Source organism: Kineococcus esterisolvens (assembly GCF_050871405.1).
Taxonomy (GTDB): Bacteria; Actinomycetota; Actinomycetes; order Actinomycetales; family Kineococcaceae; genus Kineococcus.
This window is the reverse complement of sequence record NZ_JBJLRI010000035.1, coordinates 1-26,020: the sequence shown is the minus strand read 5'-3', so window position 1 is coordinate 26,020 and position 26,020 is coordinate 1. Positions and strand designations below refer to the sequence as shown.

At 74.5% G+C, this 26,020-nt stretch carries 22 protein-coding genes and 1 tRNA gene; 10 read left to right on the top strand and 13 right to left on the bottom strand.

What is annotated here, in order from left to right; genetic code table 11:
• Genes ACRYR8_RS12345 through ACRYR8_RS12330 form a run of 4 tightly spaced genes read left to right on the top strand, consistent with a single transcriptional unit; the run spans window position 1 to window position 5,169 of the window.
• Complete coding sequence (locus ACRYR8_RS12345; RefSeq protein WP_432484823.1) at window positions 1-1,362, top strand: O-antigen ligase family protein; 1,362 nt, start codon at window positions 1-3, stop codon at window positions 1,360-1,362.
• Window positions 1,350-2,504 carry a glycosyltransferase gene (locus ACRYR8_RS12340; protein WP_432484821.1) on the top strand — a complete coding sequence of 385 codons (1,155 nt, stop codon included), beginning with the start codon at window positions 1,350-1,352 and terminating at the stop codon, window positions 2,502-2,504. Before ACRYR8_RS12345 ends, ACRYR8_RS12340 begins: the two co-directional genes overlap by 13 nt.
• Entirely contained in the window at window positions 2,501-3,691 is a 1,191-nt protein-coding gene (locus ACRYR8_RS12335; RefSeq protein WP_432484819.1) for a glycosyltransferase, read from the top strand. The genes ACRYR8_RS12340 and ACRYR8_RS12335 overlap by 4 nt, the downstream gene beginning before the upstream one ends.
• The gene (locus ACRYR8_RS12330; protein ID WP_432484817.1) at window positions 3,691-5,169 is read left to right on the top strand and encodes a lipid II flippase MurJ; all 1,479 of its coding nucleotides are present in this window, start codon (window positions 3,691-3,693) and stop codon (window positions 5,167-5,169) included. Before ACRYR8_RS12335 ends, ACRYR8_RS12330 begins: the two co-directional genes overlap by 1 nt.
• 62 nt (window positions 5,170-5,231) lie before the next feature.
• Here the strand turns inward: ACRYR8_RS12330 and ACRYR8_RS12325 are convergent, their stop codons facing one another.
• Window positions 5,232-6,401, bottom strand: a complete 1,170-nt coding sequence (locus ACRYR8_RS12325; RefSeq protein ID WP_432484815.1) for a glycosyltransferase — start codon at window positions 6,399-6,401, stop codon at window positions 5,232-5,234.
• Window positions 6,398-7,822 carry a sugar transferase gene (locus ACRYR8_RS12320; protein WP_432484813.1) on the bottom strand — a complete coding sequence of 475 codons (1,425 nt, stop codon included), beginning with the start codon at window positions 7,820-7,822 and terminating at the stop codon, window positions 6,398-6,400. Before ACRYR8_RS12320 ends, ACRYR8_RS12325 begins: the two co-directional genes overlap by 4 nt.
• A 204-nt stretch (window positions 7,823-8,026) precedes the next feature.
• On the opposite strand from ACRYR8_RS12320, the gene ACRYR8_RS12315 reads away from it, so the two are divergent.
• Complete coding sequence (locus ACRYR8_RS12315; RefSeq protein WP_432484811.1) at window positions 8,027-9,418, top strand: tyrosine-protein kinase domain-containing protein; 1,392 nt, start codon at window positions 8,027-8,029, stop codon at window positions 9,416-9,418.
• Here ACRYR8_RS12315 and ACRYR8_RS12310 read toward each other — a convergent pair.
• From ACRYR8_RS12310 to dnaA, 11 genes are all read right to left on the bottom strand, one after another.
• The gene (locus ACRYR8_RS12310; protein WP_432484809.1) at window positions 9,367-10,026 is read right to left on the bottom strand and encodes an arsenate reductase/protein-tyrosine-phosphatase family protein; all 660 of its coding nucleotides are present in this window, start codon (window positions 10,024-10,026) and stop codon (window positions 9,367-9,369) included. The two genes, ACRYR8_RS12315 and ACRYR8_RS12310, sit on opposite strands and share 52 nt — an antisense overlap.
• Window positions 10,023-11,024, bottom strand: a complete 1,002-nt coding sequence (locus tag ACRYR8_RS12305; RefSeq protein ID WP_432484807.1) for an AAA family ATPase — start codon at window positions 11,022-11,024, stop codon at window positions 10,023-10,025. The genes ACRYR8_RS12310 and ACRYR8_RS12305 overlap by 4 nt, the downstream gene beginning before the upstream one ends.
• Before the next feature lie 119 nt (window positions 11,025-11,143).
• A tRNA-Ile gene (locus ACRYR8_RS12300) sits at window positions 11,144-11,217 on the bottom strand.
• A gap of 91 nt (window positions 11,218-11,308) precedes the next feature.
• On the bottom strand, window positions 11,309-11,659 hold the full coding sequence (locus ACRYR8_RS12295) for a DUF3566 domain-containing protein (RefSeq protein WP_432484805.1): 351 nt from the start codon (window positions 11,657-11,659) through the stop codon (window positions 11,309-11,311).
• Window positions 11,660-11,805: 146 nt separating this feature from the next.
• The gene (gyrA, locus tag ACRYR8_RS12290) at window positions 11,806-14,526 is read right to left on the bottom strand and encodes a DNA gyrase subunit A (RefSeq protein WP_432484803.1); all 2,721 of its coding nucleotides are present in this window, start codon (window positions 14,524-14,526) and stop codon (window positions 11,806-11,808) included.
• Window positions 14,527-14,589: 63 nt separating this feature from the next.
• Window positions 14,590-16,659: a DNA topoisomerase (ATP-hydrolyzing) subunit B gene (gene gyrB / locus ACRYR8_RS12285; RefSeq protein ID WP_432484801.1), complete on the bottom strand. Its 2,070-nt coding sequence runs from the start codon at window positions 16,657-16,659 to the stop codon at window positions 14,590-14,592.
• Window positions 16,660-16,895: 236 nt separating this feature from the next.
• The gene (locus ACRYR8_RS12280) at window positions 16,896-17,552 is read right to left on the bottom strand and encodes a DciA family protein (protein WP_432484799.1); all 657 of its coding nucleotides are present in this window, start codon (window positions 17,550-17,552) and stop codon (window positions 16,896-16,898) included.
• Window positions 17,542-18,717: a DNA replication/repair protein RecF gene (recF, locus tag ACRYR8_RS12275; RefSeq protein ID WP_432484797.1), complete on the bottom strand. Its 1,176-nt coding sequence runs from the start codon at window positions 18,715-18,717 to the stop codon at window positions 17,542-17,544. The genes ACRYR8_RS12280 and recF overlap by 11 nt, the downstream gene beginning before the upstream one ends.
• 10 nt (window positions 18,718-18,727) lie before the next feature.
• The gene (gene gnd / locus ACRYR8_RS12270; RefSeq protein ID WP_432484795.1) at window positions 18,728-19,639 is read right to left on the bottom strand and encodes a phosphogluconate dehydrogenase (NAD(+)-dependent, decarboxylating); all 912 of its coding nucleotides are present in this window, start codon (window positions 19,637-19,639) and stop codon (window positions 18,728-18,730) included.
• 52 nt (window positions 19,640-19,691) lie between these two features.
• Window positions 19,692-20,819: a DNA polymerase III subunit beta gene (gene dnaN, locus ACRYR8_RS12265; protein ID WP_432484793.1), complete on the bottom strand. Its 1,128-nt coding sequence runs from the start codon at window positions 20,817-20,819 to the stop codon at window positions 19,692-19,694.
• A gap of 683 nt (window positions 20,820-21,502) precedes the next feature.
• Window positions 21,503-23,062 (bottom strand): chromosomal replication initiator protein DnaA, encoded by a 1,560-nt coding sequence (gene dnaA / locus ACRYR8_RS12260; protein ID WP_432484791.1) that lies wholly within the window; start codon window positions 23,060-23,062, stop codon window positions 21,503-21,505.
• Window positions 23,063-23,446: 384 nt separating this feature from the next.
• Between dnaA and rpmH the strand changes: the two genes are divergently transcribed.
• The 5 genes from rpmH (at window position 23,447) to ACRYR8_RS12235 (ending at window position 25,940) form a co-directional block, all read left to right on the top strand.
• Window positions 23,447-23,584, top strand: a complete 138-nt coding sequence (gene rpmH, locus ACRYR8_RS12255; protein ID WP_166610470.1) for a 50S ribosomal protein L34 — start codon at window positions 23,447-23,449, stop codon at window positions 23,582-23,584.
• Window positions 23,585-23,609: 25 nt separating this feature from the next.
• On the top strand, window positions 23,610-23,957 hold the full coding sequence (rnpA, locus tag ACRYR8_RS12250) for a ribonuclease P protein component (protein ID WP_432484788.1): 348 nt from the start codon (window positions 23,610-23,612) through the stop codon (window positions 23,955-23,957).
• A complete protein-coding gene (yidD, locus tag ACRYR8_RS12245; protein ID WP_432484786.1) occupies window positions 23,954-24,250 on the top strand; it encodes a membrane protein insertion efficiency factor YidD in 297 nt (98 codons plus the stop codon). Before rnpA ends, yidD begins: the two co-directional genes overlap by 4 nt.
• A gap of 34 nt (window positions 24,251-24,284) precedes the next feature.
• Window positions 24,285-25,304 carry a membrane protein insertase YidC gene (gene yidC / locus ACRYR8_RS12240; RefSeq protein ID WP_432484784.1) on the top strand — a complete coding sequence of 340 codons (1,020 nt, stop codon included), beginning with the start codon at window positions 24,285-24,287 and terminating at the stop codon, window positions 25,302-25,304.
• Window positions 25,305-25,448: 144 nt separating this feature from the next.
• Window positions 25,449-25,940: a Jag family protein gene (locus tag ACRYR8_RS12235; RefSeq protein ID WP_432484859.1), complete on the top strand. Its 492-nt coding sequence runs from the start codon at window positions 25,449-25,451 to the stop codon at window positions 25,938-25,940.
• Window positions 25,941-26,020 lie beyond the last annotated feature (80 nt).

Here is a 26,020-nt window from a genome sequence, read left to right as displayed (position 1 = left end):
GTGGAGCTGTTCCTCGGCGCGGCGCTGGCCGCCACGGGCGCGCTGGTGTGCGTAACCGCCGGCGACCGCACCCGCCTGCTCGTGGCCGCCTTCCTCGCCGTGCCGCAGGTGTTCGCCGGTCCGCTGGGGGCGATGTCCCTGCCGCTGAGCCAGTGCTGGGTGATCCTCGCGACGCTGTGCTGGCTGCTGGAGCGCAAGGGCGTGCCGCTGCGCGACCCGGTGCTGCGGGCGGTCCTGGCGCTGGCCGTCGTGCAGGTCGCCGCCGTCGCCTGGTCGCCCGAGCCGCTCGTCGGCGTGCTGGAGGCCGCCCGGCTGGCGTCCTTCGCCTTCCTGTACCTGCACGTGGTGCGGGTGGAGCGCGAGGACCCCCGCGGCGCGGGCGGACCGCTGCGGGTCGTCCTGGCGTGGGCGCTGGTGGCGGCCGTGCTCGTGTGGGTCTTCCGCCTCTCGCCCGGGCTGGAGACGGCGTTCCTGCGCTCCCCGCTGGCCGTCGCCGTCGCCGGCCCGGACGTCATGGCGGCGTTCTGGGGCGAGGGCGCCAACAACGTGGTGGACCCCGCCAAGGCCGGCGGGTTCTTCATCAACGCCAACGTGGCCTCCATGTTCTTGGGGGTCGCGACGTTCGCGTTCCTGGCCCTGAGCGTGGACGGCCGCCGGCGCCGGTACCTGCTCGGCGCCCTGGTGACCTGGTCGGCCACGTTCGCGACCGGCTCCAAGACCGCCGCCGCGCTGGCGCTTCTGCTGCCGGTGGTGGTGCGGGCCGTGCACGTGCTGGGACGTCCCTCGGCGCGCTGGTTCCTGCCGCAGGCCGCCGTGGTCGTGGCCGGCGGCGCCTGGATGCTGCCGCGCCTGCTGGAGCGGTACGTGCCCGCCTACGCGGACGCCTCCTCCGAGAGCCTCGCCAGCCGCGCCCCCATGTGGGACGCGGCCCTGCAGATGTTCCGGGACCACCTGCTGCTGGGGCTGGGGCACGGCGGCTGGGGGCGCACGATGGAGCTGTACGCGCACCTCGGCGTGGACGCGCTGCCACCGCACAACCTCCTGATCGCCGCGTGGGCGTCCACCGGCCTGGCCGGGGTGCTGGTCCTGCTGGTGCTGGCCGCGACCGTCCTGCACCGGCTGCTGGCCGTCGTGGTCCGCCGGGCCGGCTCCCCCCTGGCCCGCACCGCGGGGTTCGCCCTCGGGGCGTGGCTGTGGGCGCTGGTGCACGGCATGGGTGACAACACCGCGGTGTACGGGGAGGCCAAGTCGATGATCCTGCTGGCGCTGCTGCTGGGCGTCGTCACGGCCCGCCAGGACGCGGGGCCGGCGGTCCCGCCGGCCGTCGAGGCCCCCGCCCGGAGGTCGGCGTGCCCCGCGTAGCGGTGCTGCGCCACCAGCTGGGGGTGGCCTCCGAGCCGTTCGTGCTGGAGCAGGCGCGCCGCTTCACGCGCTACGAGCCGGTCCTCGTGGGTCGCGACCCGCTGCCCGCGGACGCCGACCCGGGCCTGCCCGTCGTCACCCTGGCGCAGCGGTGGGGGGCCGGCGCCGCCGCCGGGTACGCGGCGGGTGCCCTGTCCTGGCCGCTGACCCGGGTGCTGCGCGAGGTGCGCGCCGACGTGGTCCTCGCGCACTTCGGGGTGGAGGGCGCCCACGCGCTGCCCAGCGCGCAGCGCGCCGGAGTGCCGCTGGCGACCGTCTTCCACGGCTTCGACGCCACCTGCACCCGCGCGGCGCTGCTGCGCGCGCGGCGCGCCTCCTGGGTGACGTACGTGCGCCGGCTGCCGCGGCTGGCACGGCACGGCGACCTGTTCCTGCCCGTGTCCGGCCACCTGCGCGAGCGGCTCCTGGCGCGCGGCTTCCCCGCCGACCGCACCGTCACGCACCACCTCGGTCTGGACCTCGGCAAGGTCCCCGCCGCGGCGCCCGCCGGGGACGGCCGCACCGTCGTGCACGTCGCACGGCTGGTGGAGAAGAAGGGCACCGAGCACCTCCTGCGCGCCGTGGCCCTGCTGGCCGCGCGCGGCGGCGACGTCCGGCTGGTGTGCGTCGGCGACGGTCCGCTGCGCGGCGCGCTGGAACGGCTCGCCCGTGAGCTGGGGATCGCCGGCCGCGTCGTCTTCACGGGGGCGCTGGCCAACCCGGACGTCCTCGCGCACGTCACCGCCGCGAGCGTGCTGTGCCTGCCCAGCGTCACGGCACGCTCCGGCGACCAGGAGGGCCTGGGCCAGGTGCTGCTGGAGGCCGGCGCCCTCGGCCGGCCCGTCGTCGCCACCGCGCACGGCGGGATCCCCTCCGCCGTCGTCGACGGCGTCACCGGCCTGCTGGTGCCCGAGGCCGACCCGGCCGCGCTGGCCGGGGCGCTGGCCCGGCTGCTGGACGACCCCGCCCTGGCCCGCCGCACCGGGGAGGCGGCGCGCGCGCACGTGCTGCGCTCCTTCGACGTCGCCCGGCAGACCGGCCGGCTGGAGGACCTGCTCGACGGGGTGCTGGCCGCCCGCGGCGCGGGGGGCGGGCGGCGGTGAGCGGCCGCCTCGTCGTGGTGACCCGCGGGCTGCCGCTGCACGGCACCGGCGGCATGGAGTCCGTCGCCTGGGACGTCTCCCGCGCCCTGGCCGCAGGCGGTTCCGCCGTCACCGTGATCACCACGGCCGTGCCCGGCCACCCGGCCACCTCGACGCTGGAGGGCGTGGACGTGCGGGCCCTGCCGGGCACCGCTCCGGGGCGCTACTCGCGCGCCTGGTGGGGCGCCTCCCGCCGCGCGCTGGAGGAGCTGCTGCGCGCCGGGCCCGTCGCCGGCGTCCTGTCCGTCAGCGCCGGGGCGTTCTCCTGCCTGGACGCGGCCGCACCCGCCGGTGCCCCTCGTCCCCGGTTCGTCCTGCAGGCCCACGGGACGTCCGTGGCGGAGCTGACCTCGAAGCTGCGCAGCGGGTCCGCGCTCACCGCGCTGTCCGGCGTGCGCAACGCGCGGGCGCTGCTGCGCGACGCGCGCACCTACCGGCGCTTCGACGCCGTCGTGGCGGTCGGGCCGGCCGTGGCGGCGTCGCTGACCTCCCCGCCGCTGGGGCGGCTGGTGCGGATGCCGCCGGTGCGCACCATCGCCAACGGCGTCGACACGTCGGTCTTCCGGCCCGACCCGGACGCCGCTGCCGCGACCCGGCGCGAGCTGGGCGTGCCCGCCACGGCGCGCGTGCTGCTCGCCGCCGGCCGGCTGCACCCGCAGAAGAGCCTCGACCGCGCCCTGCGCGGCCTGCACGAGCTGACGCGCACCCGCCCCGACCTGGACCCGCACCTCGTCCTCGCGGGGGACGGCCCCGACGAGGGGCGGCTGCGCGCCCTGGCCGGGCAGCTCGGCGTGCGGGACCGGGTGCGCTTCACCGGCCCGGTGCCGCGCGAGCGCGTCGCGCGCCTCGCCGCGGCCGCCGACGTCTCGCTGCTCACGTCCCGATGGCGCGAGGGGCTGCCGATGGCGGTGCTGGAGTCGCTGGCGTGCGGGACGCCCGCCGTGACGGCGCTGACCACCGCCGTCGTGGCGGGCGCCGGCGACGCGGTGACGCGGGTGGACGCCGCCGACGCCGCGGCGCTGGCCGCCGCCACCGCCGGTGCGCTGGACCGCGCCGCGCGGGACGGGCGCACCGGCAGCCTCCTGCCGGCCCACCACGAGCTGCGGCGGGTGGCGCGCGAGCACGAGCGGCTGCTGCGGGGCGCCTGATGCGCTCGGCCGTGCAGCGGCTCTTCTGGGGCGGGCTGGCCGGCAAGCTCCTCGGCCTGGTGCGGGAGGTGCTGCTGGCGGCCGCCTACGGCACCGGTGCGCCCGCCGCGGCCGCCCGCGTCGCGCAGACCGCCACCCTCGTGCCCGTCGACCTGTTCACGGCCGACGCCCTCAGCGCCGGGTTCCTGCCGGTGCACGCCGAGCTGCGCCGGCGGGACCCCGCCCGCGCCGCCGCGCTCTTCCACGGGCTGCGCGCGCTGCTGCTGGCGGTGGCGCTGGTCGTGACCGTCGCGCTGCTCCTGCTCGCCGGCACCGTCGTGGACCTGCTGGCGCCCGGCCTGGACGGGGCCACCGCCGGCACGGCGGCCACCTTCCTGCGCGTCATGGCGCTGGGGGTCCCCAGCTACCTGCAGTTCGCCCTGCTCAGCTGCCTGGAGGCCTCGCACGGCTCGTTCCGCCTCTCCAGCGCCCGTGCCACCGTCCAGAACGCCGGGATGGTGGCGGGGCTGGCGGTGGCCTGGTGGCTGTCGGCGCCCGTGGCGCTGGCGTGGGGGTTCCCCGCCGCGTACGTCGCCCTGCACGTCTGGGCGCACCGCTCGCTGCGCCGCCTCGGCCTGCTGCCGCCGGCGCGCCGGGACCGGCGCGACGCGCGCGCCGCCCTGGCGCAGCTGTGGCGGCGGGTGCGTCCCCTGCTGCTGCTGCCGGTGGTGCTGCAGGCGTCGGTGGTGGCCGAGCGGGTGGTGGCGTCCCTGCTGGGGGACGGCGTGGTCGCCGCCGTGGACTACGCCCGCTTCATCGCCACCACGGGCGTGAGCCTGCTGGCGGTGCCGCTGGGCCTGGCGGGTCTGGCGGTGCTGCCCGGCCTGAGCGCGACCGCCACCCGCGAGCGCCTGGAGCGGCTCGTGCCGGCGGTGCTCGTCGTGGTGGTGCCGCTGTCGGCGGTGCTCGCGGTGGACGCCGGCGGGGTCGTGCACGTGCTGTACGGGCGCGGCGCGTTCGACGCCTCAGCGGTGGCGACGTCGGCGCAGGTGCTCACCGGCTTCGCCGTCGGGTTCTGGGCGCAGGCGGTGTCGTACGTGCTGGTGAAGGCGCTGAACGCGCGCGACCGCAACCGCGCGGCCGTCACCGCCCTCGTCGCCGGGCTGGCGGTGACGCTGGCCGTGGACCTGACCCTGCCCGCGGTTCTGGGGCCGGTGGCGCTGGGCCTGGCCGTGTCGGCGGGGGCCGTGGTCACCACGCTGCTGGCGGCGCGGGCCCTGGGGGTGGGTGCCGTGCTGGTGCGGTGCGCGGCGCTGTGCGCGCCGGGGGCGCTGCTGGCGGGGCTCGCGGCGGCGCTGGTGGGGGCGGCGGTGCCGGGGACGTGGGCGGGTCTGGTGCTCGGCTCGGCGGCGGCCCTGGTGGTGTGGGGGCTGCACGTGGTGTGCGTGCCCGCGCTGCGCCGCGCGCTCGCCCAGGTGCTGCGGCGCCCCCGGCCGTGACGTCCGCGGGGAGTCCGCGGGGAGGCGGCGGGGAGGCGGCGGGAGTCGGCGGGGGTCGGGGCTCAGCGGGTGAGCAGGCCGTCCAGCAGCCCGCGCAGCTGCTCGCCGCGCGAGGCCCAGTCGTGCCCGGCCGCCGCCCGCCCGCAGCGCAGCACCCGCTCGGCCCGCTCGGCGGCGGGCGCCGCCAGCAGGTCCAGGACCCGGCCGGTGAACGGCTCCGCGCCCCGCTCGGTCCACACCGCGCCGGGCAGCGCGCGCACCGCGGGCAGCGGCGTGCTCACCACCGGCAGCCCGGCGGCGAGGTACTCGTACGTCTTCAGGGGGCTGATCCCCTCCGTGAGGGGGGTCAGCCGGTACGGCACCAGGCCGACGGTGGCCGCGGCCAGCTCCCGCGCCAGGTCCTGCGGGCCGAGCGGCCCCGCCACCTGCGCGCCCTCGGCCAGCAGCTCGCGCCACGCCGGGTGCCCCGTCGTGCCGGGTGCCACGGGGCCCAGCAGGCGCACGCGGGCGGTGCCCCGCAACCGCCGCGCCAGGCCGGTCAGCAGCTCCAGGTCCACCTTGTGCGCGGCGAGCGTGCCGGCGAACACGGCCACCGGCTCGCGCGGCGCCGTCCGCCGGGCCGCGGCGCCCGCGAACAGGTCCACGTCGGCGACGTTGGGCAGCAGCACCGGGCGCGCGAAGCCCTGCCGGCGCAGGTGACCGGCGACCGCGTCGCTGGTGGCGACGGCCAGGCCGGCCGACGCCGCCAGCCGCCGCTCGGCCGACAGCAGGCGCCCGCGGTGCACGCCGGGGTTCTCGTGCAGCAGGTCCACCAGGTGGTAGGCGGTGGCGTCGGCGAGGGCGGGCAGGCCGTACGTGAACGGCGTGTAGGTCCACAGCACCCGCGGGCCGGGGTGCTCGGCCCACCGCCGCACCTGCGCGTGCAGCAGGCGGGCGTTCAGCGCCCGGGTCCCCGGCCCGTGGTGCGGCACGAGCCGCGGTGACAGCACCCCCGCACCCGCAGGGACCGGCCGCGGCGCGCGGGACGGGGTCTCGCGCAGCGCCGCGGGGAGCAGCCGACGCAGCACCCGGCGCGCGTCGCCGGGACGCAGCCGGCGCGTGCCGGTGCCCTCGGCGAACACGACCGGCCAGCGCCGGGCGAACGCCGCCACGGCGCGGTGCTGGTTGGTGGCGACGGCGGCGTCCCAGTCCGCGGTGCCCAGCACCAGGACGAGGGGCTCGCCGGCCCTCACCGGCCCGCCGCCGCGACGACCTGCACGACCGTGCGCAGCAGGATCTTCACGTCCAGCCACAGCGACCAGTTCTCGACGTAGTGGTTGTCGTAGCGGGCCCGGTCGGCGATGGAGGTGTCCCCCCGCAGGCCGTTGACCTGCGCCCACCCGGTGATGCCGCACGGCACCCGGTGGCGCCACAGGTACTCCTCGTGCTCGGCGCCGAAGCGCTCCACGAAGTACGGCCGCTCCGGCCGCGGGCCCACCAGGGACATGTCGCCGCGCAGCACGTTCCACAGCTGCGGCAGCTCGTCCAGGGACAGGCGGCGCATCCAGCGGCCCAGCGGGAGCAGGCGGTCCTCGTCCACGCTCCAGCGCGTGGCGCTGTCGTCGGCCGCGGCCCGCACGCTGCGGAACTTCAGCAGCTCGAAGCGGCGGCCGGCCAGGCCCACGCGTTCCTGGCGGAACAGCACGCCGGGCCCGCCCTCCAGGCGCAGTGCGAGGGCGAGCAGCCCCAGCAGCGGGCTCAGCAGCGCCAGGCCCGCCGCGGACACCACCACGTCCACGCCGCGCTTGAGGCGCCACGTCGGCGCCCGGAACGCCGGGCGCCGCAGCCGCAACAGCGGCACCCCCCGCAGCACCTGCACCAGCCGGTGGGTGCTGACGACCTGCCAGTAGCGCGGCACCGCGAAGATCTCCACGTCCAGGCCGTGGCAGGCGCGCAGGACGTCGACGACGACGGGCTCGGGCACGTTGGAGTACCCGATGATCACGACGCAGGCCTCGTGCTCACGCACCAGGCGCGGCAGGTCGGCGATCCGGCCGAGCACAGGCAGCGGCCGGGAGCACGGGGGCAGGCGCGGCTCGTCGTCCACGAAGCCGACGGGCAGCAGGCCGTGCTCGCGGCGCGCCAGGACGTCCACCAGCTGCGCACCCAGCCCGCCGCAGCCGACGACGAGGGTGCGGCGGGCCACGCGCCCGGTGCGGCGCACCGCCTGGACCAGCACGTACGCACCCGCGCGGGCCAGGACGACGAGCGCGGTCTGGGCGGCCGCGAACCGCAGCAGCGGCCCGTCGACGAACCCGGCCCCCAGCACGACGTCGGCGATGGAGGTGGCCCCCAGCGCGGCGACGGCCGAGGCCAGCAGCAGCGGCAGGTCGTCCAGGGCGCTGGGCTCCAGCCGGGGCCGGTACAGGCCGGTGAAGGCGTGCACGGCCAGCACGGACACCCCGAACACGCCCAGGCCCGGGTGCCGCAGGCCGTCGGCGAGGCCGGGCAGGGCCAGGTCCGCCAGCAGGACGACCAGCACGCAGGCGGCGTCCACGGCCAGCAGCAGCGCGGTCAGCCGCGAGCGCGGGGCACGCGCGCCCCCCGGAGCCGCGTACGGCGTCCCCGGGACCGGTGGGCGGGCTCCCGCCGTCGGCTCTCCGGTCAGCGTCACGTCGTTGCTCCTGGTGCGTCGGGCCGTTACCACACGGCTGGGAGTTCCCTCCGTTTCCGTCGGCCGGGCGGCGTGTCGACTTGAGCCGAACCCGGGGCGGGTCCGGTTCAGGTGGCCCGCCGCGCAGCCGATGGGTGCTCGTCCGCCCCGTCAGGCGCCCCGGACCACCACCCGAGCCCCAGGAGCACCGAGGAGCACCGCCCGATGGAGCTGGTCGACTACCTGCGCGCGCTGCGCAAGCACTGGGTGCTGGTGGCGCTCGCGGTGCTCGTCGGCCTGGGCGCGGGGGGCGGGTCGACGGCGCTGAGCTCCCCGCTGTACCGGGCGGACTCCCTGCTGTTCGTCTCCATGCACGACGGCGGCGGCGCCGTGGCCCTCATGCAGGGCGGCATGTTCACCCAGCAGCGGGTGCAGTCCTACACGGGCGTGCTCACCAGCCCGAAGGTGCTGCAACCGGTGATCGACGAGCTGGACCTGGACACCACCGCCCGCGCCCTGGCCGCGCGCGTCGGCTCCAACGCCCCGCTGGGCACCGTCCTCATCGAGGTCACCGTGGAGGACTCCTCCGCGGAGCGTGCCGCGCGGATCGCCGACTCGGTCGCGAAGCACTTCGGCACGGCCGTCGCGGAGCTGGAGCGGCCCTCCCCGGACGTGGTCAGCCCCGTGCGCGTCAGCGTGCTGCGTCCCGCGGAGGTCCGCGAGGAGCCCATCGCCCCCAGCCCGTCGCGCAACCTCGTGCTCGGCCTGCTGTTCGGGGTGAGCGCCGGGACGGGCCTGGCGGTCCTGCGGGAGGTGCTGGACACCACCGTGAAGACGACGGCCGGCATCACCGGCATGGGCACCCCGGTGCTGGGCACCACCCTGCTCGGGGAGTCCGGCGAGAAGCCGGAGCTGATCGTGGAGCACGCGCGCACGCCCCAGTCGGAGGCGCTGCGGCAGATCCGCACGAACCTGCAGTTCGCCGACGTGGACCACCCCCCGCGGGTGGTGGTGATCACCTCAGCGCTGCCCGGGGAGGGCAAGAGCACCCTGGCGGTGAACCTGGCGCTGACGACGGCGCTGGCGGGGGTGCGCACGATCCTCGTCGAGGCCGACCTGCGGCTGCCGAAGGTGGCGGAGTACCTGGGCGTGGACCGCAGCGCGGGCCTGACGACCGTGCTCGCCGGCCGCGCCGACGTGGACGACGTGCTGCAGCCCTACGGCGACTCGGGCCTGTCGGTGCTGGCCAGCGGGCCGATCCCGATGAACCCCTCCGCGCTCCTGGGCTCGCGGCACATGGCCGACCTGCTGGACCGGCTGCGCGAGCGCGCGGACCTGGTCATCGTGGACAGCCCGCCGCTGCTGCCGGTGGCCGACGCGGCGGTGCTGGCCCGGCAGTCGGACGGGGCGATCGTCGTGGTCCGGCACGGGCGCACGACGCGCGACCACCTGACCCGGGCCCTGGAGCGGCTGCGGGCGGTCGACGCCCGGGTGCTCGGCGCCGTCCTGTCGATGGTGCCGGCGCGGCGCTCGGAGTACGCCTACCCGTACGACTACGGGTACGGCTACCAGCCGGAGACCGCCACCGACGCGGAGCCGCTGCTCACGGAGCGCTGAGCCGCCGCGCGCGGCGGGGCGGCGACGGCGTCGAGCACGTCCTCGACGGCCGCGGCCAGGCGCTGGGCGGTGCTGCGGTGCTCGGCCTCGGGGCGCAGGTGCACGTCGGCGACGTCGTCGGCGGCGGGGTCGGCGGGAGCGGTGGGGCCGCGCAGCGCGGGGGCCGCGGCCAGCAGGGCGCGCCAGCCGGCGGCGGGGTCGGCGTCGGCGCGGCCGGGCCCGCAGCGCGGCAGGGCGGCGGCGATGCGGGCGAGCTCGGGCAGGGTGAACGTGCGGCGCTGGGCGGCCGGCAGCAGGTCCACCACGGCGGCGCGGTGCTCACGGGTCATCACCAGCACCGCGTCGGCCTCGTGCACCAGGTGCTCGTCGAGCTGACGGGCGGTGGTCCCGGCCGGCGCGGTGCCGGTGACCTCCGCCAGGACCCGCGCGGTGGTGGGGTCCACGCCGTGCCCGGTCAGGGCGCGGGTGCCTGCGCTGCCCACCCGCACGCGCGCCGCGCGCGGGCCGAAGCGCTCGTCGAGGCGGTGGCGCAGCAGCGCGGCGGCCATCGGGGAGCGGTGGACGTTGGCGGTGCAGACGACCAGGACGGTGAACGCCGCAGCGCTCACGGGGCCATCTTCAGCATCTGCCTGCGCTCGCGGAGGGCGGCCAGCAGCGCGGTGGTCTCCACGTGCCGGTCGCCCTGCAGGATCGACTGCTTGGCGGCGGACTGCGCGGCGGCGGAGACCTCCTCGTGGCTCATCCCGCTGGCCGTGGACGCCACCCGGGGCCACTCGACGGCGCTCAGGTCGAACCCGCGCAGGCGGCGGAGCACCACCTCGTGCACGACCCCGGTGGTGGGCAGCGGGTAGTCCAGCAGGGCGTCGAAGCGGCGCAGCACCCAGCGCTCCAGGAGCTGCGGGCGGCAGGTGGTGGCGACGAGGACGCTGGTGGAGGTGTCCTGCTCGAGCAGGGCGGTGAAGGCCCGCAGCACGTCGCGCAGCCCGGCGCCGCGCTCCGGGCCGGGCGGCTCGGCCAGGGCGTCGAGGTCGTCGAAGAGGTACACGCCGCGGGTCTGGGCGACCAGGTCGAAGACCAGGCGCAGCCGGGCGACCGCGTCGTCGGCGGGCGCCTCGGCGAGGGCGTCGAGGCGGACGGAGAACAGGGGCAGCAGCATCTCCCCGGCGAGCGCCTCGGCGGTGAGGGACTTCCCGGTGCCGGGCGGGCCGGTGAGGAGGAGCCTGCGCACGGGTTCGAAGCCGCGCGCGAGCAGCGCCTCGGCGCGGCGCTGCTCGGCCAGGACGCGGTGCAGGCGGCCCATGACCTCCCCGCCCAGCGCCACGTCGGCCAGCCGGGTGGAGGGCTGCTGGACGGTCAGGACCTGGGCGAGCTCCCCGCGGGGCTGGGCGACGGGGACGGGGCGGGCCGCGACGGCGCCCGGTGCGCCGGCCGGCCGGTGCGCACCGGTGCGCCCGGCGTCCAGGAGGGCGCGGACCTCCTCCGCGTAGCGGGTGCGACCGGTGCGGGTGGCGGCCTCGGCGACCTGCAGCACCACGGAGCGGAAGCGGGTGTCGTCGCCCAGGCTGTGGCTCTCCACCAGCGCCTTGACCTGTGCCGCCGTCGCCATCCGCCCTCCCTCGAGTCACCAGGAGCCTACAGGGGGTGACACAGGGGTGCCGCCCGCCGGAGCGAGCGTCCCGGGACGCGGAGAACCCCGCACCGGAAAGGTGCGGGGTTCTCGAGAGGTGGGCCTAGGAGGACTTGAACCTCCGACCTCTTCCTTATCAGGGAAGCGCTCTAACCGACTGAGCTATAGGCCCGGAACTGCGTGACACGCAACGGTCCCCACTCTACCGGATCGCCGACAGTGCCTCCGACCAGACCGCCCACCAGCGGGGACGGCCCCGCGGGTCAGTCGTCGGACAGCGTCACGTCCAGGCCACCCACCAGGGCGGCCGACACGTTGTAGAGGAACGCCGTGATCGTCGACAGCGCCGTCAGCAGCACCACGTCGACGACAGCGATCACCGTGGCCAGCGAGAGCACCTTGCCGAAGCCCAGGTAGTCCAGCAGGTTCACGTCGACCTCGCCGCCCACCACGTCGCGCAGCAGGCCGTTGACGTCGGTGAACACGCCCATGCCGTCCAGGACGCTCCACACCACCGCCGTGGCCACCACCAGGGCGATGCCCACCGCCACCGACAGCAGGAACGACAGCTTCGTCACCGACCACGGGTCCACCCGCGCCAGCGTCAGCCGCACCCGCCGGGGCACCTCCACCGCCTGGGCCGGGCCCGTCCGCGCCGCCGGACGCGATTGCACAGCTCCACCCGCCTTCGCTGCCGAGCTGGCCTTCGGCGTCCCCGCCCCCGTGGTGCCGGGCGAGGAGGCCGTGCGTTCGGCGTGACTCACGAAGCGCCTCCGGGGTGGGTGTCGGTCTCGGCCGGGGGACCTCCGTCAGCCGATCCAGGAGACCGTACGTCATCCGACGGGTCCACGGCAGTGTCTGAGGGAGAAGGCGGCTCGTCCGCGCCCAGCGCGGCGGACTGGTCGTCACCGGCGCCGGCGACGTCGGTCAGCGGGTCGTCCACCCCCTCCACGGTGGCCTGCGAGACCTCCTCGGCGGCGACCTCCTCGTCCAGCACCCGCTCCGCGTTGCGGGCGACCGCGATGATCCGGTCACCGGGCTCCGGGCGCGCGAACGTCACGCCCATCGTGTCGCGGCCCTTGGCGGGCACCTCGTCCACCCGCGAGCGCACCACGCGCCCACCGGCCATGACGACGAGCACCTCGTCGTCCTCCGAGACGGTCAGCGCGCCCACGAGGTCGCCGCGCGCGTCGGCCAGCTTGGCGACCTTGATGCCCAGACCGCCGCGGCCCTGCCGGCGGTACTCCGCGATCCGGGTCCGCTTGGCGTAGCCGAGCTCGGTCACCACGAAGACGTCGAGCTCGTCCGAGGCCACGGCCATGGCCAGCAGCTCGTCGTCGCCGCGGAACTTCATGCCCGTCACGCCCGAGGTGGCCCGGCCCATCGGGCGCAGCGTGTCGTCGTCCGCTGCGAACCGCACGCTCATCCCCTTGCGGGAGACCAGGAAGAGGTCCTCCCCCTCCCCGACCAGGGAGGCCGCGAACAGCTCGTCGTCGACCTCCTCGCCGTCCGCGCCGGGGCGCTGGCGCAGGTTGATGGCGATGAGCCCGCCGGAGCGGTTGGAGTCGTACTCGCTCAGCCGCGTCTTCTTCACGATGCCGCCGCGGGTGGCGAGCACCAGGTACGGGGCCTGCTCGTAGTCCTGCAGGTCCAGGACCGCGACGATCCGCTCCCCCGGTTGGAAGGCCAGCAGGTTCGCCACGTGCTGCCCGCGCCCGTCGCGGCCGCCCTCGGGCAGCTCGTAGCCCTTGGCGCGGTACACCCGCCCCAGGTTGGTGAAGAACAGCAGCCAGTGGTGGGTCGTGGTGGTGAAGAAGTGCTCCACCACGTCGTCCTCGCGCAGGCTCGCGCCCCGCACGCCGCGGCCGCCGCGGCGCTGGGCGCGGTAGAGGTCGGTGCGGGTCCGCTTGGCGTAGCCGCCGCGGGTGACGGTGACGACGACGTCCTCGACGGGGATGAGGTCCTCGACGCTCATGTCGCCCTCGAAGGGCAGGATCTGCGTCTTGCGCTCGTCGCCGTAGCGCTCGACCAGCTCCACGAGCTCGTCACCGACGATCTGCCGCTGCCGCTCGGGCCGGGCGAGGATGTCGTTGTAGTCGGTGATGAGCCGCATCAGCTCGTCGTACTCGTCGGTGATGCGCTGGCGCTCCAGGGCGGCCAGCCGGCGCAGCTGCATCTCGAGGATGGCGCGCGCCTGGACGTCGTCGATCTCCAGCAGCCCCATGAGGCCCTCGCGGGCGAGGTCCACGGTGGCGCTGGCGCGGATGAGGGCGATGACCTCGTCGAGCGCGTCGAGCGCCTTCAGCAGCGCCCGCAGGATGTGCGCGCGCTCCTCGGCCTTGCGCAGCCGGAAGCGGGTGCGGCGCTGGATGACCTCGACCTGGTGGGTGATCCAGTGCTTGAGGAACGCGTGGATCGGCAGCGTGCGCGGCACGCCGTCGACCAGCGCGAGCATGTTGGCGCCGAAGTTCTGCTGCAGCTGGGTGTGCTTGTACAGGTTGTTGAGCACGACCTTGGCCACGGCGTCGCGGCGGAGCACGATGACCAGCCGCTGACCGGTCTTGCCGGAGGTGTGGTCCTGCACGTCGGCGATGCCGGACAGCCGGCCGTCGCGGACGAGGTCGGCGATGTTCATCGCCAGGTTGTCCGGGTTGACCTGGTACGGCAGCTCGCTGACGACCAGGCAGGTGCGCCCGGAGATCTCCTCGACCTCGACGACCGCGCGCATGGTGATGGAGCCGCGGCCGGTGCGGTAGGCGTCGCTGATGCCGCGGTGGCCCAGGATGAGCGCGCCGGTCGGGAAGTCCGGGCCCTTGATGCGCTGCAGCATCGCGGCCAGCTGCTCGTCGTCGGAGGCGTCCGGGTTGTCCAGCAGCCACTTCACGCCGTCGGCGACCTCGCGCAGGTTGTGCGGCGGGATGTTGGTCGCCATGCCGACGGCGATGCCGGCGGAGCCGTTGACGAGCAGGTTCGGGAACCGGCTCGGCAGGACGTCCGGCTCCTGCTCGCGGCCGTCGTAGTTCGGCGAGAAGTCGACGGTCTCCTCGTCGATGTCGCGGACCATCTCCATGGCCAGCGGCGCCATGCGGCACTCGGTGTAGCGGTACGCGGCGGCCGGGTCGTTGCCGGGCGAGCCGAAGTTGCCCTGCCCGTCGACGAGCGGGTAGCGCAGCGACCAGTCCTGCGCGAGGCGGACGAGGGCGTCGTAGATCGAGCTGTCACCGTGCGGGTGGTAGTTCGACATGACGTCGCCGACGACGCGGGCGCACTTGTAGTAGCCGCGGTCCGGGCGGTACCCGCCGTCGTACATCGCGTAGAGCACGCGCCGGTGGACCGGCTTGAGGCCGTCGCGCACGTCGGGCAGCGCCCGGGAGACGATGACGCTCATCGCGTAGTCGAGGTACGAGCGCTGCATCTCCAGCTGCAGGTCGACCTGCTCGATGCGGTCTCCGGCGGGGGGTTCGGTGGTGCTCTCGCTCACGGCGGGGTCCCTCTCAGGTCACGGGCTCTCGGGTGCTTGGTTCCACGTGGAACGGGTGGGACCTCACACGTCGAGGAACCTCACGTCGCGGGCGTTGCGCTGGATGAACGAGCGGCGGGACTCCACGTCCTCACCCATGAGCACCGAGAAGACGGCGTCCGCGGCGGCGGCGTCCTCGAGCGTCACCTGCAGCAGCGTGCGGTGCGCGCGGTCCATCGTCGTCTCGGACAGCTCGTTCCAGTTCATCTCGCCGAGGCCCTTGTAGCGCTGGACGGAGTTCTCCTTGGGCAGCTTCTTGCCCGCCGCCTTGCCGGCCTCGATGAGCGCGTCCCGCTCGCGGTCGGAGTAGGCGAACTCGTGCGGCGTGCCGCCGGACCACTTCAGCCGGTACAGCGGCGGCTGGGCGAGGTAGACGAAGCCGTTCTCGACCAGCGGGCTCATGTAGCGGAACAGCAGGGTCAGCAGCAGCGTGCGGATGTGCTGGCCGTCGACGTCCGCGTCGGCCATGACGATGATCTTGTGGTAGCGCAGCTTGTCGAGGTTGAACTCCTCACCGATGCCGGTGCCGAACGCCGTGATGAGCGCCTGCACCTCCTGGTTGCCCAGGGCCCGGTCCAGCCGGGCCTTCTCGACGTTGAGGATCTTCCCGCGGATCGGCAGGATCGCCTGGGTGCGCGGGTCGCGCCCGCGGGTGGCCGACCCGCCGGCGGAGTCGCCCTCGACGATGAAGACCTCGCACTCCGAGGGGTTGTTCGACTGGCAGTCCTTCAGCTTGCCGGGCAGCGAGTTGCGCTCCAGCAGCGACTTCCGGCTCGCCTCGCGCGCCTTGCGGGCCGCCTGGCGCGCCACCAGCGCGGAGTGCGCCTTCTTCGCGATGGTGTACGCCTCCTTGGGGTTGGAGGCGAACCAGTGCCCGAGGTGCTCGCGCACCTGCGCGTTGACGAACGTGCGCGCCGAGGTGTTGCCGAGCTTGGTCTTCGTCTGACCCTCGAACTGCGGCTCGGACAGCTTCACCGAGATGACCGCGGTCAGCCCCTCGCGGATGTCGGAACCCTCGAGGTTCTCGTTGTCCTTGAGCAGCTGGGGCTTCGCGGCCCGGGCGTACTCCTGCACCAGCGCGGTCAGCGCCGTGCGGAAGCCCGTCTCGTGGGTGCCGCCCTCGGTGGTGTTGATGGTGTTCGCGTACGTGAAGACCGCCTCGGAGTAGGCGGTCGTCCACTGCATGGCGATCTCCACGGAGATGCCCTGCTCGGCGTCCTCGGCCTCCAGGGAGATGATCGAGTCGTGCAGCGCGTCGTTCTTCTTCTGCGCGTTGACGTGCTGGACGTAGTCGACCAGGCCCCCGTCGTAGCGGTAGGTCACCTCGCGCAGGGGCGCCTCGTCCGTGGCCTCCGCCTCGGCCTCGTCCTCGCCCGTGGGGCGCTCGTCCTTCAGCGAGATCGTCAGCCCCTTGTTGAGGAAGGCCATCTGCTGGAAGCGGGTGCGCAGCGTCTCGAAGTCGAACGTCGTGGTCTCGAACGTCTCGTCGCTCGGCCAGAACGTCACCGTGGTGCCGGTCTCCGCGGTCTCCTCGCCCTTGGCCAGCGGCGCGGTGGGCACGCCGTCGGCGTACGACTGGCGCCACACGTGGCCCTGCCGGCGCACCTCGACGTCCAGGCGCCGCGACAGCGCGTTGACCACGGAGATGCCCACGCCGTGCAGGCCGCCGGACACCGAGTACCCGCCGCCGCCGAACTTGCCGCCGGCGTGCAGCACCGTCAGCACGACCTCGATCGCCGGGCGACCCTCGCCGGGCATGACGTCCACGGGGATGCCGCGGCCGTTGTCCTGCACCCGCACCCCGCCGTCGGCCAGCATCGTGACGCCGATGGTGTCGCAGTGACCGGCCAGCGCCTCGTCGACGGAGTTGTCGACGACCTCGTAGACCAGGTGGTGCAGGCCCCGCTCACCGGTGGAGCCGATGTACATGCCGGGACGCTTGCGGACGGCCTCCAGGCCCTCCAGGACGGTGATGGCGTCGGCGCCGTAGTCCGAGGACGGGGTGCCGTCGGCCGCGACGGCGTCCGCCAGGGACGGCGCTTCCTCCGGTGCGGGCGACTGCTGGTCGGGGTTGGTCGGCTCTTGGTCTGGCACGAGCGCGTGCTCTCCCTCCGCGTCGAGCGGCGCGGGGGCGGGCGCGCGGAGACGAGCCCCGAGACGCCGGGGCCACCACGACCGCCAGGTTCACGCCATTCTACCCCGCGCGGAGCCGTTGGACGCGTCAGCGGGCCGCCCAAGGCACCTGTGGCGCGCCGACCCCCCGGGTGCGGGGGGACCTACGCGCCACCACCCCCGGCAGCGCAGCGCCCGCTGCGCGGCCCGGACCCCGCTCAGCCGTAGGTGTCGCGCGGGCCCCTGCCACCGGGCGCCGCCCGGTGGCCCTTGCGCCAGGAGGGCCCCTGCGGTCCGCGCACGACGACCTTCACGACCACCCCGTGCCCCAGCTCCTCGTCCAGGCGCCGCACCAGCACGCTGGTCAGCAGCCGCACCTGCGTCGCCCACGCCGTGGACTCGGCGCGCACCACGAGCGTGCCGTCCTTCAGGCTCTCCGGGGCGCAGTGCCCCGCCAGCTCGGGGCCGACCACGGCGTCCCAGCGCCCGAACGCGCCACCCACCGCCACCGGCTGCTCCCAGCCCCGCTCGCCGACGAGCCGGTCCAGCGTGGAGCCCAGCGGCTGCGGGTCGCGCGCGTCCGGCCACGCGCCCGAGCGGGCCGAGGCGTCGGCCCGCCGCGCCCGCGCCGCCTCCCGGCCGTCGCCCGCCCCGCGCCCACCCCGGCCCGCGCGCCCGGGCCGCAACCCCTTGGCCGCGGCCGCCGCCCGCGCCCGGCCCAGCGCGGTGCGCGCGAGGTCCGCGCCCGTGGAGCCGGCCTGGTCCGCCTCCGCGCCCGTGGCGGGCTCGGGCAGGTCCACGCCGTCGGTGGCCGGCTCCTCCCCCGGCTGCTCGCCCGGCGCGCCAGGGGCGTCCGGGCCGCCGTCAGCCGCCACGGACGGCGCTGCCCGTCGTGACGAGGACCCGGTCCGCCCCCGCGCCGCGCAGCGCCTCCGGGACGTCCTCGGGCACCGCCGCGGTCACCAGGACCTGCTCGGCACCGGCGACGACCTCCGCCAGCCGTTCCCGGCGCCCCGCGTCCAGCTCGGCGAACACGTCGTCCAGCACGAGCACCGGACCTCCCGGATCGCTGGAGCTGTCGTCCTCCAGCAGCAGCCGGTAGCTGGCCAGCCGCAGTCCCAGCGCCACCGACCAGCTCTCCCCGTGGCTGGCGTACCCCTTGGCGGGCATCCCGCCCAGGGTCAGGACCAGGTCGTCGCGGTGCGGGCCGACCAGGCACACCCCCCGATCCAGCTCCGCCTTGCGCTGCTCGGCCATTGCCGCCAGCAGCGCGAGGCGCAGGTCCTCGGTGCCCGGCACCGCACCGCCCGGCGTCGTGGCCGCGCCCTCGGCCAGCAGCGGCAGGGAGGAGCGGTAGCCCAGCTCCAGCTCGCCCTGCCCGCGGCTCACCGCGCGGTACGCCTGCCCCGCCGGTCCGCGCAGGTCGCCCAGCAGGGCCAGCCGCGCCGCCAGCAGCTCGGCGCCCACGGAGGCCAGGTGCTCGTCCCACACCTCCAGGGTGGAGGCGTCCCCTCGCCCGCCGCGCAGCGCGGCACCGGCGGACTTCAGCAGCGCCGTGCGCTGGCGCAGCACCCGCTCGTAGTCGCTGCGCACCCCCGCCACCCGCGGCCAGCGCGTGACCAGCAGGTCGTCGAGGTAGCGCCTGCGCCCGTCCGGGTCGCCCTTGACCAGCGCCAGGTCCTCCGGGGCGAACAGGACGGTGCGCAGCACCCCCAGCACCTCGCGGGGCCGGCGCACGGGGGTGCCGTTCAGCCGCGCCCGGTTGGCGCGACCCGGCGTGATCTCCAGCTCGACCAGCGCCCGGCGCTCCCCGCGCACCAGCTGCGCGCGCACGACGGCGCGCTCCGCTCCCTGCCGCACCAGCGGCGCGTCCCCGGCCACCCGGTGGCTGCCGAGCGAGGCGACGTAGCCGATGGCCTCGACGAGGTTCGTCTTGCCCTGGCCGTTCAGCCCCGTGAACGTCGTCGTGCCCGGCCGCAGCTCCAGCTCCAGGGCCGGGTACGAGCGGAAGTCGACGAGGGAGAGGTGCGCGACGTGCACGCGCGCGGGATCAGTTCGTCGAGCCGGAACCCGAGGTGGGCCCGGCGGACGTCACCGCATGCCCGCCGAACTGGTTCCGCAGCGCGGCGACCGCCTTGATCGACGGGGAGTCCTCCTGACGGGAGGCGAAGCGCGCGAAGAGCGCACCGGCGAGCACCGGCATCGGCACGGCGTTCTCGATGGCCTGCTCCAGCGTCCAGCGGCCCTCGCCGGAGTCCTGCGCGTAGCCGCGCAGCTTGTCCAGCTTGGGGTCCTCCTCGAGGGCCTTGACCATGAGGTCCAGCAGCCAGGAGCGCACGACCGTGCCGCGCGTCCACGCCTTGAAGACCGCCGGGACGTCGCTGATGATCCCCTTCGCCTCGAGGAGCTCGTAGCCCTCGGCGTAGGCGTGCATCAGGCCGTACTCGATGCCGTTGTGGACCATCTTCGCGTAGTGGCCCGCACCGACGCCGCCGGCGTGCACGAAGCCCTCCTCGCGCGGGCCCTCCGGACGCAGCGCGTCGAAGACCGGCATGGCGATCTCCACGTGCTTCTTCGCGCCGCCGGCCATGAGGCCGTAGCCGTTCTCCCGGCCCCACACGCCGCCGGAGACGCCGCAGTCCACGTAACCGGTGCCGCGCTCGGCCAGGAGCTCGGAGTTGACCGTGTCGTCGGTCCACTTGGAGTTGCCGCCGTCGATGACGAGGTCGCCGTCGCCCAGCAGGGGGGCCAGGCTCGCCACGGTGTCGCGCGTGATCTTCCCCGAGGGGACCATCACCCACACGACCTTCGGCGAGGGCAGGGCCTCCACCAGGGCGGCCAGCGAGGGGACGTCCGTGACGTCCGGGTTGGGGTCGTACCCCGTGACCTCGATGCCCTTCTCGCGCAGCCGGGCGCGCATGTTGCCGCCCATCTTCCCGAGACCGACGAGTCCGATGTGCATCTGGACGACCCTTCCTTCCCCCGGCTGCCCGGGGGTCTGAGTGCGTGCCGGCTCAGCCGGCGAGGCGGACCGGCATCAGCAGGTACCGGTAGCTGTCGTCGTCCTCCCCGTCCGCCTCCGCCTGACCGGTGATCACGGCCGGGCGGGTGGACTGGGTGAACGACAGGCGGGCGTAGGGCGCCGACAGGGCCCCCAGCCCGTCCAGGAGGAACTGCGGGTTGAAGGCGATGGCGATGGGCTCGCCCACGAGGGAGGCCTCGAGGGCCTCCGTCGCCTGCGCGTCCTCGCCCTGTCCCGCCTCCAAGGACAGCACGCCGTCCTCGAAGCGCAAGCGCACGGGCGTGTTGCGCTCGGCCACCAGGGCCACCCGCTTGACGGCCTCGGTGAGGGCTGAGGTGGACACCACGGCGTGGGTGGGTGACTCGGCGGGGAACAGCGCCCGCACCTTGGGGTACTCGCCGTCCACCAGGAGCGAGGTGGACTGCCGGCCGTCGGCGGAGAAGCCGATGAGGTCGCTGCCGCCGTCGGCCAGGGCCATCCGCAGCGTGCTCGTGCTGCCCAGCGACCGGGCGACGTCCGAGAGCGTGCGGGCCCGCACGAGGGCGGCGGTGGAGAAGTCCGGGGTGCTGGGGTTCCAGCGCAGCTCGCGCACCGCCAGCCGGTAGCGGTCGGTGGCCAGCAGCGTCAGCAGGCCGCCCTCGATCTCCAGGCGCACGCCCGTGAGGATCGGCAGGGTCTCGTCCCGGCTGGCCGCCACGGTCACCTGGGCGACGGCCTCGGTGAACTCCGAGCCGGGGACGGTGCCGGACTCCTCAGGCATCGCCGGCAGGGAGGGGTACTCGTCCACCGACATCGTCAGCAGCGTGAACCGGCTCGCCCCGCAGGTGACGACGACCCTCGAACCCTCCGTGGTCAGGGTCACCGGCCGGTTGGGCAGGCTGCGGGAGATGTCGGCCAGCAGGCGCCCGGAGACGAGGACCTTCCCGGCCGTGCGCACCTCCGCCGGCACCTCGACGCGCGCGGAGACCTCGTAGTCGAAGGTCGACAGCCGCAGCGATCCGTCGTCACCGGCCTCCAGGAGCACGCCCGCCAGCACGGGCACGGGGGGCCTGGAGGGCAGGGCCCGGGCGGCCCACGCCACGGCGTCGGCCAGCACGTCGCGCTCGACCTGCAACTCCACCAGGCACCGCCTCCCGCCGAGTCCACCTCGTCCGCACCCACCCGCAGCACGGGCGGCTCCTGACAGTAGTGGAGACGGTCCCGGTCGGTGCAGGCGGCCGTCCACCGCTCGTCCACCGGTCCCCACAGGTCTTCCGGGGATCTCCCCGGCTCGTCGAGCAGCCACCGTCCCCAGCAGGTGTCCACACCTCTCGTGGGTTGACGGATTCATCAATGGGGGGATCCATCGTCGTCATCGCCCTTGTGCAGCCTGTGGACGAGCGGACGTCGCCGCAGGTCACGGGCGGATCGACCCCCTCCCGGGGGTGTGGACCAGCTGCGGACGGCCGGGCCTCCCCCTCCACAGGGCAGTGGACGGCCGGGGCGCCGTCCTCAGGCGTCCCCAGCCCGTCCCTGCACCGTCCACGCCTTGTCCACCGGGTTGTCCACCGATGGGGACACCACTGTCCACACGACTGTCCCCAGCGTGTGGACATCGGTGGACAACGAGTACCCGGCAGTGGGCAACTGTGGTCAAAGCTGTGGAGAACACGTTTTCCGTGGTGTTCCGCGGCGTCCCACCCCGCCGGGGACGTGAAAAGGCCCCCGCACCGACCGGTGCGGGGGCCTTCCGTGGTGCACAGGAGTGGGGACAACCTGTGGACGAGCAGCCGTTCCTGGGGACGGACGTCCCTCAGCGACGCCTCAGGCGCCGGCCTGCTTCTTGATCCGGTTGGTCAGCTCCGTGACCTGGTTGTACGTGCTGCGACGCTCGGCCATCTGCTGCTTGATCTTGCGCTCGGCGTGCATGACCGTGGTGTGGTCCCGGCCGCCGAAGTGCTGGCCGATCTTCGGCAGCGACAGCTCCGTCAGCTCCCGGCACAGGTACATCGCGATCTGCCGCGCCGTCACCAGCGTCCGCGAGCGCGAGGTGCCGCACAGGTCCTCCAGCGTCACGCTGAAGTACGAGGCCGTCTGACCCATGATCGCCGCCGCCGTGATCTCCGGCGTCTCGTCGTTGGGGATGAGGTCGCGCAGCACGATCTCCGCCAGCTGCATGTCCACCGGCTGGCGGTTCAGGCTCGCGAAGGCCGTCACCCGGATGAGCGCGCCCTCCAGCTCCCGGATGTTCGAGGAGATCTTGGAGGCGATGTACTCGTTGACGTCGTCGGGGACCTCCAGCCGCTCCCCGATCGCCTTCTTGCGCAGGATCGCGATGCGCGTCTCGAGGTCCGGGGGCTGCACGTCGGTGATCAGGCCCCACTCGAAGCGGCTGCGCATGCGCTCCTCGAAGCCCGACAGCTGCTTCGGCGGCAGGTCGGAGGTGATCACGACCTGCTTGCTGGCGTTGTGCAGCGTGTTGAAGGTGTGGAAGAACTCCTCCTGCGTCTGCACCTTGTTCGACAGGAACTGGATGTCGTCGATGAGCAGCACGTCGACGTCGCGGTACCGGCGCTGGAACGCCTGCGCCTTGTCGTCGCGGATGGAGTTGATGAAGTCGTTGGTGAACTCCTCGGAGTTCACGTACCGCACCTGCACCCCGGGGTACAGGTTCTGCGCGTAGTGCCCGATGGCGTGCAGCAGGTGCGTCTTGCCCAGCCCCGACTCGCCGTAGATGAACAGCGGGTTGTACGCCTTGGCCGGGGCCTCGGCCACCGCCACCGCCGCCGCGTGCGCGAAGCGGTTGCTGGCACCGATGACGAACGTCTCGAAGATGTACTTCGGGTTCAGCCGCGCGTTCTCGGTCTTGGCCCCCGGACGGCCCCGCGACGCCTGCCGGCCCGTGCCGGCACCGCGGTCCACCTTGAAGCCGGTGAACAGCAGGTCCGGGTCGGAGTCGTCCAGCGACAGGTCGTCCTCCCCCGCCGGGCCCCGGTGCAGGCCCGTCTCGCCCTCCAGCGCGGTCACGCGCTCACGCTCCAGGCTGCTCGCACCCTCGCCGGTGGTGCTGCCGCGGTGCTCCCCGGTCAGCTCCGGCGCCAGGGTCTGGCCGATGGAGGCGTCGACCGTGACGGCCAGGCGCACCGGCGTGCCCAGCTGCTCGCTGAGCGCGCGGGTCAGCGGCTCGCGGACCTTCTGCTCGATGACCTCCTTGGTGAGGTCGTTGGGCACCGCCAGCAGCGCGGTGCCGTCCAGGAGGCCCAGCGGCCGCGTCAGGCGGACGAACGCGCGCTGGTGGGGGGTCACACCCCCCTCGTCGAGCTGCGCGACCGCGCGCTCCCAGACGTCGGGGAAGTTGCCCCGGTCGGTCTCCACTCGAGCCATCTCCCGTCGTGCCCGGTCGTCCGTTCGACGGGCCTCGTCCACACCTCTGTCCACACACTGTGCACGACGACCGGGTAGGACGAGGCACCCCTTCACGCACCGGATCGGCGGGGGCGTCGGCAGTCGGACCGGACCGTAACAACGGCGGCGGTCGGCGTTCAAGTGCCGGCCGCCCGGCGGTCACCTGACCGGGCGCCCGCGCGGGCCCGCCGCCGGGACGGTCCGGTGACGGGGCTCACCCACCGCGCTTTGACCGGGGTGGGGCCGCCACCGTACCCTGCTGGGGATTGTGCTCCGCGGAACCTCCGGTGCGTCGAACCTCGGCCACCACCGGGCAGGACCGACGGCGGAGCCCCGGCCCTTCAGCGAGCATGGAGAACTGACGTGAGCAAGCGCACCTTCCAGCCGAACAACCGTCGGCGGGCCAAGACGCACGGCTTCCGCCTGCGCATGCGCACCCGCGCCGGCCGCGCCATCCTCTCCGCGCGCCGCGCCAAGGGCCGCGCGCAGCTGTCCGCCTGACCACCCCCACCACCAGGGGCACCCGGTGCTGCCCGCAGCGCACCGCCTGAGGTCACGGGACGACTTCACCGTCGCCCTGCGCCGAGGCACGCGCACCGGTACCCGGCGGCTGGTCCTGCACTGGGCGCAGACCGACGAAGCCCACCCCACGAGGGTGGGCTTCGTCGTGTCCAAGGCCGTGGGCAACTCCGTGGTACGGCACCGCACCCAGCGCCGGCTGCGCCACCTCGCGGCCGACCGGCTGGCGGTGCTGCCGCCCGGCGGCGGCCTGCTGGTGGTGCGCGCCCTGCCCGCTGCAGCGGACGCCACCTCCGCCGACCTCGCCGGGGACGTCGACCGGGGCCTGCGCCGCCTCGGGCTGACGGCCCGGTGACCCCCGACAGCGGCCCGGCGCCGCGCCCCTGGTGGCACCCCCTGCGCTGGCCGGCGCTGCTGCTGGTCGCGTTGGTGCGGACCTACCAGTTCACCGTCTCTCCCGTGCTGGGGCCGACGTGCCGGTTCTACCCGTCCTGCTCCGCCTACGCCGTCGAGGCGCTGCGCACCCGCGGCGCGCTCGTCGGCACCTGGTTGACCGTCCGGCGTCTCCTGCGGTGCCACCCGTGGAACCCTGGTGGCGTCGACCCCGTTCCGCCCAAGGGTCCCTCAGGGCGGGGACAGCACCGATGAGGGCACAGCCCGTCTCGAGAGGACAAGCCGCCGCATGATCGAGTTCTTCTACGACCTCTTGTACCCCATCCAGTGGGTCGTCGCCTGGATCATGGTGCGCTTCCACGACCTGCTCACCGCGCTCGGGCTCGACCCGGCCGGTGGTGCGGCGTGGTCGCTGTCCATCGTGGGCCTCGTCGTCGTCATCCGCATCCTGCTGATCCCGCTGTTCGTCAAGCAGATCAAGGCCATGCGCGGGATGCAGGTCATCCAGCCGGAGATGCGCAAGATCCAGCAGAAGTACAAGGGCAAGACCGATCCTGCCAGCCGTCAGGCGATGCAGCAGGAGATGATGGCCCTGTACCGCACCTCGGGCACCAACCCGATGGCGAGCTGCCTGCCGATCCTTCTGCAGTCGCCCATCTTCTTCGCGCTGTTCCACACCCTCAACGGCATCGGCAAGAATGAAACCGTCGGCCCTCTGAACGCTGAGCTCGTCGAGCAGGCCGACAACGCCACCATCTTCGGCTCGCAGCTGTCGGACATCTTCCTGCAGTCCTGGGGTCAGGACGGCGAGTTGAGCACGATCATCCTCACCGCGGTGATGATCGTGCTGATGTCGCTGTCGCAGTTCGTCACGCAGAAGCAGCTGATGGCGAAGAACACCTCCTCGGCGTCGATGGAGGGCAACCCGTTCGCGCAGCAGCAGAAGCTGATGCTCTACATCCTGCCGATCATCTTCGCGGTCTCGGGCGTCAACTTCCCCATCGGTGTCCTCCTGTACTGGCTGACGACGAACGTGTGGTCCATGGGGCAGCAGTTCTTCGTCATCCGCCGCATGCCGAACCCCGGCTCCCTGGCGGAGAAGGAGCTGCAGGCGCGCCGAGCCCGTCGCGCTGCCCGCCGCGGGCACCCGCTGCCCGCCGCGGAGACCGGGACCACCGCCACCGCCGACCACCCGACCACCGCGGCCGCGCCGGTGCGCCGCCAGCGTCAGCAGCCCAAGCGGGGCGGCAGCAGGGAGACCCGCCGGCCCAGCGGCTCGCGCAGCAACCAGCGCCCCGGCAAGCGCTGACCGACCGACCACGATCCACGAGGAGGACCACGGGTGAACGGCACGACCGGCGCAGTGGAGACGGACAGCAGCGAGACCGCGGCCCCGCCCGCGGCTGAACTCGCAGAGCGCCCCACGCAGCGGCCCGGCACCACGGCCAAGCGGCTGGAGGAGGAGGGCGACATCGCCGCCGACTACCTCGAGGAGCTGCTGGACATCGCCGACCTGGACGGCGACATCGACATCGACATCGACAACGGCCGCGCATCGGTCGCCGTCGTGGCCGACCAGGCCGGCACTCCCGCGCTCAAGCGGCTCGTCGGCGCCGACGGCGAGGTCCTCGACGCGCTGCAGGAGCTCACCCGGCTGGCCGTGCAGGCGCAGACGGGCGACCGCACGCGTCTGCTGCTGGACGTGGCGGGCCACCGCGCGGCCAGGCGCACCGCGCTGGTGGCGCTGGCCAAGGAGGTCTGCGCTCGAGTCCGCGCCAGCGGTGAGCCGGAGCGCATGGAGCCCATGGCGGCGTTCGAGCGCAAGGTCGTGCACGACGCCGTGGCCACCGAGGGCCTGACGAGCGAGTCGGAGGGCCAGGAGCCGCAGCGACGGGTCGTCGTGCTGGCGCCGGGCGCCGACACGGTGGAGGGCGCCGCGGACTGAGCGAGTCCGCACTCCCCGGCGGATAGGGTGGCCGGGTGCTTGATGAGGCTCCCGAGGGCGGTGGCGTTTCACGTGAAACG